Source organism: Fulvimonas sp. R45 (assembly GCF_030504985.1).
Classification (GTDB): Bacteria; Pseudomonadota; Gammaproteobacteria; order Xanthomonadales; family Rhodanobacteraceae; genus Rhodanobacter_A.
In genome coordinates this window covers 106889-116986 of sequence record NZ_JASERU010000014.1, presented here as the reverse complement: position 1 = coordinate 116986, position 10098 = coordinate 106889, and the positions used below count along the sequence as shown (strand labels likewise).

General features: G+C 68.0%; 7 protein-coding genes and 1 tRNA gene. All 8 read left to right on the top strand.

Annotated elements, in window-relative coordinates:
- Positions 1-299 precede the first annotated feature (299 nt).
- Positions 300-959 carry an outer membrane lipoprotein chaperone LolA gene (gene lolA / locus QMK61_RS13170; RefSeq protein WP_302072674.1) on the top strand — a complete coding sequence of 220 codons (660 nt, stop codon included), beginning with the start codon at positions 300-302 and terminating at the stop codon, positions 957-959.
- A 7-nt stretch (positions 960-966) separates the two neighbouring features.
- Positions 967-1653, top strand: coding sequence for a YoaK family protein (locus QMK61_RS13165; RefSeq protein WP_302072673.1), 687 nt, complete (start codon positions 967-969; stop codon positions 1651-1653).
- 34 nt (positions 1654-1687) lie between these two features.
- Entirely contained in the window at positions 1688-3031 is a 1344-nt protein-coding gene (locus QMK61_RS13160; RefSeq protein ID WP_302072672.1) for a replication-associated recombination protein A, read from the top strand.
- Positions 3032-3100: 69 nt separating this feature from the next.
- Positions 3101-4381, top strand: a complete 1281-nt coding sequence (serS, locus tag QMK61_RS13155; protein WP_302072671.1) for a serine--tRNA ligase — start codon at positions 3101-3103, stop codon at positions 4379-4381.
- Positions 4378-4758 (top strand): LrgA, encoded by a 381-nt coding sequence (locus tag QMK61_RS13150; protein WP_302072670.1) that lies wholly within the window; start codon positions 4378-4380, stop codon positions 4756-4758. Before serS ends, QMK61_RS13150 begins: the two co-directional genes overlap by 4 nt.
- Before the next feature lie 318 nt (positions 4759-5076).
- A tRNA-Ser gene (locus tag QMK61_RS13145) sits at positions 5077-5166 on the top strand.
- 541 nt (positions 5167-5707) lie between these two features.
- Positions 5708-8017, top strand: coding sequence for a TonB-dependent receptor (locus QMK61_RS13140; RefSeq protein WP_302072669.1), 2310 nt, complete (start codon positions 5708-5710; stop codon positions 8015-8017).
- Positions 8018-8043: 26 nt separating this feature from the next.
- Complete coding sequence (locus QMK61_RS13135; protein WP_302072668.1) at positions 8044-10062, top strand: serine hydrolase domain-containing protein; 2019 nt, start codon at positions 8044-8046, stop codon at positions 10060-10062.
- The last annotated feature ends 36 nt before the right edge of the window (positions 10063-10098 follow it).

The following is a 10098-nucleotide window of genomic DNA, read 5'->3' as shown; positions in this document are numbered from 1 at the left end:
TTTCGACGAGACTTTGAACAGGCTCTTAGATCACTGGGGTAACGGGCTCTCATCCCGCTAGCTTCCTGGATTTCGACGAGACTTTGAACAGGCTCTCAGAGGGCTGGAATGAGGGGCCAACCTCGCGACAAGCCCGCGAGCAAAGCCGCTCCGACCAGGCGACAAGGCAAGATTGGCCCCTCATCCCACCCTTCTCCCCGGAGGGGAGAAGGAGCAGGTCGTCGCCCGCCGAAAGCGAACGGTTAAGCCTTCCCGCTTACAATGCACGCTGCGCCTCGCGTCTTGCCTACAGGGTTTCCATGAAACGCTTCCCGATCGTCGCCGCCGCGTTCCTGCTGACGCTGGCCGGCCTGGCCCAGGCCGCCACCGGCCCCGCCCGTGCCCGGCTCGATGCCTTCGCCGACGGCCTGCACTCGCTCACCGGCCGCTTCACCCAGACCCTCACCGGCGCCAACGGCCAGCCGGGCCAGGCCAGTTCCGGCACGCTGGCGCTGGAGGCGCCGCGCGAGTTCCGCTGGGACACCCTGGCGCCGTACAAGCAGGTCATCGTGGCCGACGGCAGCCGCGTGTGGCTGTACGATCCCTCGCTGGAACAGGTCACCGTGCGCAAGCAGAGCACCGAGGAGGCGCACAGCCCGCTCACCGTGCTCACCGACGTGTCGCAACTGGACAAGAACTTCAAGGTCACCGAGGAAGGCGAGCGCGACGGCCTGCAATGGCTGCGTCTCACCTCCACCGAGGCCGACCCGCAGTTCGACTACGCCGAGCTCGGCTTCGGCACGCAGGGCCTGGCGCGCATGGTCTTCCGCGACCGGCTGGGCTCGACCACCGACATCCGCTTCTCGGACTGGAAGCGCAACGCCCCGATCCCGCCCGAGACCTTCAACTTCACCCCGCCCAAGGACGCCGACGTGATCGGCGACCTGCCGGTGATCACCACCCGGCCATTGAAGAACTGATCCGCCCATGCCCGTATTGCGCCAGTTGCCGCGCTGGGCGTGGGTCGGCGGCGGCGTGCTCGCGTTCATCGCGGGCATGGTCAATGCCTGCGGCTACCTGGGCTTCCGCCACCAGTCGATCAGCAACATGACCGGCAACACCAGCCTGCTCGGCATCACCCTGGGCACCGGCGACGGTGGCGAGGCGTGGCATTGGGCGTTGACCATCGCCGCGTTCGTGTTCGGCGCCGCGCTCAGCGGCTTCATCGTGCAGCAGACCGCGCTGAAGCTGGGGCGCCGCTACGGCGTGGCGTTGACGCTGGAGTCGCTGCTGCTGTTCGCCGCGGTGCCGCTGCTGGACGCGAACAGCTCGATCGGCCTGTACCTCGCCTCGGTCGCGGTGGGCTTGCAGAACGGCATGGTCAGCACCTACAGCGGCATGGTGTTCCGCACCACGCACGTCACCGGCATCTTCACCGACATGGGCATCTACCTGGGCCAGATGCTGCGCCGGTTGCCGGTGGACACGCTGCGCCTGCGCCTGTGCGCGCTGGTGGCGGGCACCTTCATGCTCGGCAGCGCCGCCGGGGCGCAGCTGTTCCGCCTGCTGGGCGAACACACCCTGCTGATTCCCGCCGTCCTGACCGGCGCCTGCGGCGTGGGCTACGGCGCCTATCGCCAATACACGATGAAAGTGGCGCAGCCGCGCGGCTGAGAGACCGTCCTGGAGGGCGCGCTATCATGCAGCCATGTCCAGCCGTTCCGCTTCCCCCACCGACCTGTTCGCCAGCGGCGAGCCCGAGGCGCTGAAGCCGCTGGCCGAGCGCATGCGGCCGCGCGACCTCGACGAGGTCGTGGGCCAGCAGCGCCTGGTCGGCCCCGGCAAGGCGCTGCGGCGCGCGCTGGAGGCGGGCAGGGTGCACTCGATGGTGCTGTGGGGGCCGCCCGGCTGCGGCAAGACCACGCTGGCGCTGCTGGTGGCGCGCTACGCCGACGCGGATTTCCGCGCCATCTCGGCGGTGCTTTCCGGCCTGCCCGAGGTGCGCAAGGCGCTGGCCGAGGCCGAGGCCAACTTCGCGCGCGGACGGCGCACCGTGCTGTTCGTGGACGAGGTGCACCGCTTCAACAAGGCGCAGCAGGACGCCTTCCTGCCGCACATCGAGAAGGGCGTGATCCTGTTCGTCGGCGCCACCACCGAGAACCCTTCGTTCGAGCTGAACTCGGCGCTGCTCTCGCGCTGCCGCGTGCACGTGCTGGAAGCGGTCTCGGCGGAGGACATCGTGGCCGCGCTCAAGCGCGCGCTGGCCGACGCCGAACGCGGCCTCGGCGCGTCGCGGCTCGAGGTGGACGATGCCTCGCTGCAGCTGATCGCCCAGGCCGCCGACGGCGACGTGCGCCGTGCGCTGACCCTGCTGGAGATCGCTGCCGAGCTGGCGCAGGACGGGCGCATCGACGAGGCGACCCTGGCGCAGGTGCTGGCCGACCGCACCCGCCGCTTCGACAAGCAGGGCGAGCAGTTCTACGACCAGATCTCCGCGCTGCACAAGTCGGTGCGTTCCTCCGATCCCGACGCCGCCGTGTACTGGCTCGCGCGCATGCTCGACGGCGGTTGCGATCCGCTCTACCTGGCACGCCGCATGACCCGCATGGCGGTGGAGGACGTCGGCCTGGCCGAACCGCGCGCCTGGCGCATGGCGCTGGACGCCTGGGACACCTACGAGCGCCTGGGCAGCCCCGAAGGCGAGCTGGGCCTGGCGCAACTGGCGATCTGGCTGGCGGTCGCGCCCAAGAGCAACGCCGCCTACCAGGCCTGGAACGCTGCCCGCGCCGCCGTGCGCGAGACCGGCACGCTGGAGGTGCCGATGCACCTGCGCAACGCCCCTACCAAGCTGATGAAGGGCCTGGGCTACGGCAAGGGCTACCAGTACGACCACGACGTCGAGGGCGGCGTGGCGCTCGACCAGCAATGCCTGCCCGAGGCGCTGGAGGGCACGGTGTTCTACGAGCCGGTCGATCGCGGGCTGGAGCAGAAGCTGCGAGAGAAGCTCGGCGCCCTGCGCACCGCCCGCGCCGAGGCGCGTCGCCGCCGCTGAGCCGCGCGTTGCGGGCGGCGGGGCGGGGCGGCGATAATCGAAGGCTACGCCGCCCATCCGGATCACGCCATGCTGGACCCCGCCCTGCTGCGCTCGCGCCTCGCCGAGACCGCGGCGCGCCTCAAGGAAACCCGCGGTTTCGACCTCGACGTCGCCGCGGTGGAGTCGCTGGAGAGCGAGCGCAAGCGGCTGTCCACCGAGACGCAGGAGCTGCAGAACCTGCGCAACACCCGTTCCAAGGCGATCGGCCAGGCCAAGGCCAAGGGCGAGGACGTGGCACCGCTGATGGCCGAGGTCGCCGGCATCGGCGACCGGCTCAAGGCCAACGAGCAGGCGCTGGCGGAGGTGCAGGCGAAGCTGGCCGACATCGCGCTGGGCGTTCCCAACCTTCCGCACGCCTCCGTGCCGCTGGGCAAGGACGAGCATGACAACGCCGAGGTCGCCCGCTGGGGCACGCCGCGCAGCTTCGACTTCGCGGTGAAGGACCATGTCGAGCTGGGCGAGCGCCACGGCTGGCTGGACGGCGATGCAGGGGCCAAGCTGTCCGGCGCGCGCTTCACCGTGCTGCGCGGCCAGCTCGCGCACCTGCACCGCGCGCTTGCGCAATTCATGCTCGACCTGCACACCGCCGAGCACGGCTATCTCGAATGCAACGTGCCGGTGATCGTCAATGCCGACAGCATGCAGGGCACCGGCCAGCTGCCCAAGTTCGAGGACGACCTGTTCGCCACCCGGGTGGGCGAGGCGAAGCGCTACCTCATCCCCACCGCCGAGGTGCCGTTGACCAACCTGGTGCGCGACACCATCCAGGACGCCGAGGCGCTGCCGCTGCGCCTGACCGCGCACACGCTGTGTTTCCGCGCCGAGGCCGGCAGCTACGGCCGCGACGTGCGCGGCATGATCCGCCAGCACCAGTTCGAGAAGATCGAGATGGTGCAGGTCGCACGGCCGGCCGACTCCCATGCGCAGCTCGAGGAAATGGTCGGCCATGCCGAGAAGGTGCTGCAGAAGCTGGACCTGCCGTACCGCAAGGTGCTGCTGTGCACCGGCGACATGGGCTTCGGCTCGGCCAAGACCTACGACCTGGAAGTTTGGCTGCCCAGCCAGCAGACCTACCGCGAGATCTCCAGCTGCTCCAACTTCGAGGATTTCCAGGCCCGCCGCCTGCAGGCGCGCTGGCGCAACCCGGACACCGGCAAGCCCGAGCTGCTGCACACGCTCAACGGCTCCGGTCTTGCCGTGGGCCGCACCCTGATCGCGGTGATGGAGAACAACCAGAACGCCGACGGTTCCATCGACGTGCCCGAGGCGCTGCGCCCCTACATGCGCGGACTGGAGCGCATTGCGTGAACGCCGGGCCGGCGCGCGGCCGCTGGGACAGGGTCGAGTTCTACACCAGCTACTTCCTGCTGGCGGTGCTGGCCTCGGTGATCGCTACCCGGCTCGGCTTCGCGGACGTGTGGGCCTTGCCGCGGGTGGATTTCGTATTGAGCGCAGCAGCCCTCGCGCTGGTGCTGGCTTCGTTCTGGGTCGCCCGTGCCCGGCGCGGCCTCCGACTGGGCACCGTCGCCTTCGCAGCCGCCACTCAACTGGTCCCCGTGAGCATCCGCCATCCCGCCGTGCTGCTGGCCCTGGCCGGCGCCCTGGTGCCGGTGCTGGTGGCGCTGTGGGCGCTGGTCGCCCTGTCGCGCAAGGCCCCGGATCGTCACCGCACGCCCGGAGCCTGATAGCATGGCCTCCCTGCAATAGGCCGAGGGCCGAGAGGCGTGCAGGATAGGAAGCGAACGGCGACGCAGTCGCCGGCCCCGCCGGGGTGAAGGGCAGGATGCCCGGAATCAAACTGCCGTAGTGGCGTGCGTAGCACGCCTGTTCGCGCAGACAAACGGAGAGATGGCCGAGCGGTTTAAGGCAGCAGTCTTGACGCGAAGGCAGGATGCCGAAGCGAACGGCGACGCAGTCGCCGGCCCCGCCGGGGTGAAGGGCAGGATGCCCGGAATCAAACTGCCGTAGTGGCGTGCGTAGCGCGCCTGTTCGCGCAGACAAACGGAGAGATGGCCGAGCGGTTTAAGGCAGCAGTCTTGAAAACTGCCGTAGGTGCAAGCCTACCGTGGGTTCGAATCCCACTCTCTCCGCCATATCCTGCCCAGCGTGGCCAGTCCCGCGGCCTGATGCCGGGCCAGGAGCGTCGACGGACCACCTCAGCCTTGTGCACACCGCTGATCGTCTAGGGCGTTGCCGTAGTCGCCGACGCCGCTGATGCCTCACGCAGGCTCTCGCTGGTCTCGCGCACCCGTCACTTCGCGTTCCTGCGCCTTGATGCGTGCCTGTTTCTCGCTCGCCGCACTCGGGCGTAGCCCTTGGTCACGCTCGGCGTGGCGCATCCGGGCACAGCCTCTGCGCCGTACCGCCGATCTTGCCGGCCATCCCAGATCGAGCTCACGGCGACACATGCTCCTTTCCGGCGCTCGAACCTCATTCGCGCCCCTCGCCCGCGACTCTGGCGGATACGCCGCGGCTTCATTCTTCAGCGTTTCCATCGCTCGACCTCTGAAGAGGTGTACCCACGGAAACTTCCGGGCGGTTCGTTCTGATAAAAATTTATCTTGACAGGTTATTGTTAAGTGTATATCAACGTGCCTGTGGAATGTCCATGCGGTTCCGTCGGGGGAGAGCGTCATGCAATTTCATCAGCTGGAGCAGCGGCGCCGTGGCTTGAGTCTCGCCATAGCCATGGCCCTGCTTGGATCCTTCAGTGCCACGGCAAGGCCATCGGCGTCTGGCGGCGGCCCTGCGGCAGGGCCGCAAAGCCAGGCCCCCGCGGCAGATGCCGACGCCGCGAAACGCGACCGGCGTCCATCCAGCGCACCGGTCGACCTGGGGGCGATCGTGGTCACCGCGAACAAGCGCAGCGAACTGCTGCAGAGCGTGCCGATGGCAGTGTCGGCGGTCTCCGGCGACAACCTCCGCCGCGAGGGTGCCAACAGCTTCGTCGATTACGCGACCCAGGTTCCCGGGCTCAACCTTGTCTCCACCGCGGCGGGGCAAACCCAGCTGGTGTTGCGCGGCATCACGTCGGGCAGCGGGCAGGCCAATTCAAGCGTAAGCACCTATGTCGACGACGCTCCGTACGGATCCAGCACGGTATATGCCCTCGGCGGCTTGCTGACTCCGGACATCGATCCGGCCGACATCGAGCGCATCGAGGTGCTGCGTGGCCCGCAGGGCACGCTGTACGGCGCGAACTCGCTGGGCGGGCTGGTGAAGTTCGTCACCACGCCACCGGACGCCACCCGTGCCTACGGCCGCGCCACGGTGGGCTACAGCAGCGTGAGCGGAGGCGGCAGCGGCTTTACCGAGCGCGCCATGTTCAATGTCCCCCTGGTCCAGGACCAGCTGGCGCTGCGGGTGAATGCCTATCACCGCGACGATCCCGGCTACATCGACAACGTGGCCACTGGCCAATCCGAGGTCAACAAAGACAAGGTCGATGGCGCTCGCGCGCAGGTCTTGTGGACGCCGACCGACAAGGTATCGGTGCGCTTTTCGGCGCTGGCGCAGAACCTCGCTGGCGACGGCCTGGCCAATGCCGGCGTGGAAGTGGATCCGGCCACGCTCAAGCCCGTCTACGGCTACCAGAAGCAGAGCCGCGCCGCGGGCACCGGCCTGTTCAAGGTCAAGTATCGCCTCTACGACCTCGCGATCAATGCGGACCTCGGCTGGGCCACGCTGGTGTCTTCGAGCAGTTACGGCACGCAGAAGGTCAACCAGAACCAGGATGTGACCACCGCGTTTGGCCCGCTGCTCAATCCCGCCTTCGGCCTGGCCAATGGCGGGTATTCGATCGTCGACCCGATCACCCTCGGCAAATTCACCCAGGAGCTGCGGCTGGAATCGCCGACGGAGCAGACGCTGGCGTGGCGCGCGGGCGTGTTCTACACGCGCGAAAACACCACGAACCGGCAGTCCTACAACGTGTTCGACGCGACGACCGGAGCGCCGATCGACCTGCCCACGCTGGCCGACGTTTCCATCGGCCCGGGCATCTTCAAGGAGTGGGCCGGTTACGCCGACGTGACCTGGCACGCCACCTCGCGGCTGAGCGTGCTGGTGGGCGCGCGCTATACCCACGACAGCACCGCGTATACGCAGACGGGCAGCGGCCTGTTGACGGGGGACAGCCAGTTCACCACCCGCAGCACGGACACCCCCGTCACTTACCTGGTCAATCCCAGTTTCAGGTTCAGCGACAACCTGATGGCCTATGCGCGCGTGGCGTCGGGCTTCCGTCCCGGCGGAGCCAACGTAGGTGTGCCGCCCAGCCTGGGCGCCCCGACGAGCTTCAAGCCGGACAAGCTGACCAGCTATGAACTGGGGTTCAAATCCACCCTGCTGGACAGGCGCATGGTCTTCGACGCCGACGTGTTCTACATCGACTGGAGCCAGATCCAGCTCGCGACCACGGCCGGCGGCTTCAGCTTCCTCGGCAATGGCGGCAAGGCGAAGAGCCAGGGCGTGGAAGCCAGCTGGAAATACGAACCCACACGCGGCCTGGTGCTGTCGGCGAACGCCAGCTGGACCGATGCGGAACTGACGGCGGATACGCCGGCCGGCCTGTACGGCTACAACGGCGACCGCCTGCCGTGGGTGCCGAAATGGAATGCCAGCGTGGGCGCGGACTACGACTTCCCGCTGGGCGACGGCTGGTCGGGTTTTGTCGGCGGAAGCTATCGGTACGTCGGCGCGCGCATGACGGATTTCCTGTCCGCGCCGGGGCCGCGCTTTTCGGTGCCGGCCTATCACGGCATCGACCTGCACGCCGGGGTCTATGTCGGTGACTGGACCATCAGGGCTTACGTCAAGAACGCGACCAACGCGCATGGCATCACGGCGCTGTCTTCGGAAACCACCGATCCGCGGGGGGCTCCGTTCGCTGCGTCCTATGTGCCGCCGCGCACCTTCGGCATGACTGTCGGCCTGGACTTCTGAACATGACTCATCGGAGTAACCGCGTCATGAATCGCCCTGTGAAATTCCTCGCCGCGCTAGCCGCGACCTGCGCCATCGGGCTGGCGATGGCGCAGGTGCCACCGCCGGCGCATCCCGCACCGGCGGTCCCCGCAACCGCGACTGCGCCTGAACCGGTCGTCACCGACCCGGCCGCGGCCCCGCGCGCGCAGGCGCCGGAGCTCACCGCTGCGGACCTGTCGAGCTTCCTCGACGGCCTGGTGCCGTTTGCGCTGCAGCGTGGCGACGTGGCGGGTGGCGTGATCTCGGTGGTCAAGGACGGCCGGGTGATCTTCGCCAAGGGATACGGCTACGACAATCTGCAGAAGCATACGGTGCCGTCCCCCACCGACACGCTGTTCCGCATCGGCTCCACCTCCAAGCTGTTCACCTGGACGGCGGTGATGCAGCAGGTGCAGGCAGGTAAGTTGGATCTGGACAGCGACGTCAACAAGTACCTCGACTTCAAGGTCCCGCCGTACCAGGGCAGGCCGATCACGCTGCGCAACCTGATGACGCACACCCCGGGGTTCGAAGACACCGCGCGCGACCTCATCTCCACCGACGGCAAGCCGGTCGACCTGGAGCATTACCTGAAAACGCACCTGCCGGCGCGGATCTTCCCGCCGGGCCAGGTGGTGGCGTATTCCAACTACGGCTGCGGCCTGGCCGGCTACATCGTGCAGCGGGTGTCGGGGCAGGACTTCGACGACTACATCGAGCAGCACATCTTCAAGCCGCTGGACATGCAGCACTCCACGTTCCGGCAACCCCTGCCGGCGCGGCTGGCGCCGCTGATGGGCGACAGCTACGACAAGGCTTCGGACGGCAAGCCGAAGCCCTTCGAGATCGTCGACCCGGCGCCGGCCGGCGCGATGAGCTCGACGGCGCTGGACATGGCGCACTTCATGATCGCCCAGCTGCAGGGCGGCAGCTATGCCGGCGGCAAGATCCTGACGCCGGCCACCACCGCCCTGATGCATAGCCCGCAACACACCGAAGCGCCGGGCCTGAATGGCTTTGCGCTGGGTTTCTACCAGGAGAACCGCAACGGCCAGGCCATTGTCGGCCATGCTGGCGATACGGACTACTTCCACACGGACTTGCACCTGCTGCTGGATGCGGACGTCGGCGTCTTCATGTCGTTCAACAGCGCCGGCAACGAAGGTGGCGCCGAAGTGATCCGCGCCGCGATCTTCGATGCCTTCCTCGACCGCTACTTCCCGGTCGCGACGCCGCATCTGCCCACGGCGGCCACGGCGAAGGCCGACGCCGCGCGGGTTGCGGGCTGGTATCTCGCCAGTCGCCGCAACGAGAGCGCCTTGCGGATGCTGTATGCGCTGACCCAGACCAAGGTGTCGGCCTTGCCTGACGGCACGATCCTGAGCGCGCCCTTCATGAATCCGTCCGGCGCGCCGATGCACTGGCGCGAGGTGGGGCCGCTGAAGTACCAGCAGGTGGACGGCCCCTACCACCTGGATTTCGTCGCGGACGCGCATGGCGACATCCGTTACTGGGCCACCGACTCCTTGCCGCCTGTCATGATCTTCCAGTCGGTGACCGGATTGCGCGCGCTGGGCAGCATCGAAGTATGGGGCACGCTGTCGCTGCTGTTGCTTCTGGCCACCCTGCTGAGCTGGCTGTGCGGCTGGCTGGTACGTCGTCATTACGGCCGGCGACTCGAACTCGATGCCCGGCAACGCCGTTCCCGCCTGTGCTCGCGGCTGGGCGTGCTGGTGCTCTTCGCCACCCTGCTCGGCTGGCTGATCCTGATGGTGGCCCTGTCCGCCGACCAGAGCCTCCTGCTGGAAGGTGGCGCGACGCCCTGGCTGTACCTGCTCTACGCGGCGGGCGTGCTGGCCTTGCTGGGCGCGGCAGCCGTCGTGAACCACACGGTGCGCAGCTGGATGGCGCCGCGTCGCGGCCGCTGGGTGCTGGCGGGCGAAACACTGTTGGCGCTGGCGGCGATCTACCTGGCGTGGCTGGTCCTGGTACTCAGGATGGTCAGCTTCAACGTCCATTACTGACGTCCCGTTTTCGTGGCGGCGGATCGGCGCCGCCAC

Bases quoted from the DNA above. Each gene is read 5' to 3' on its own strand.
- QMK61_RS13135 (WP_302072668.1), top strand. From the start codon at position 8,044: ATGAATCGCCCTGTGAAATTCCTCGCCGCGCTAGCCGCGACCTGCGCC.
- serS (WP_302072671.1), top strand. From the start codon at position 3,101: ATGCTGGACCCCGCCCTGCTGCGCTCGCGCCTCGCCGAGACCGCGGCG.
- QMK61_RS13160 (WP_302072672.1), top strand. From the start codon at position 1,688: ATGTCCAGCCGTTCCGCTTCCCCCACCGACCTGTTCGCCAGCGGCGAG.
- QMK61_RS13140 (WP_302072669.1), top strand. From the start codon at position 5,708: ATGCAATTTCATCAGCTGGAGCAGCGGCGCCGTGGCTTGAGTCTCGCC.
- QMK61_RS13165 (WP_302072673.1), top strand. From the start codon at position 967: ATGCCCGTATTGCGCCAGTTGCCGCGCTGGGCGTGGGTCGGCGGCGGC.
- lolA (WP_302072674.1), top strand. From the start codon at position 300: ATGAAACGCTTCCCGATCGTCGCCGCCGCGTTCCTGCTGACGCTGGCC.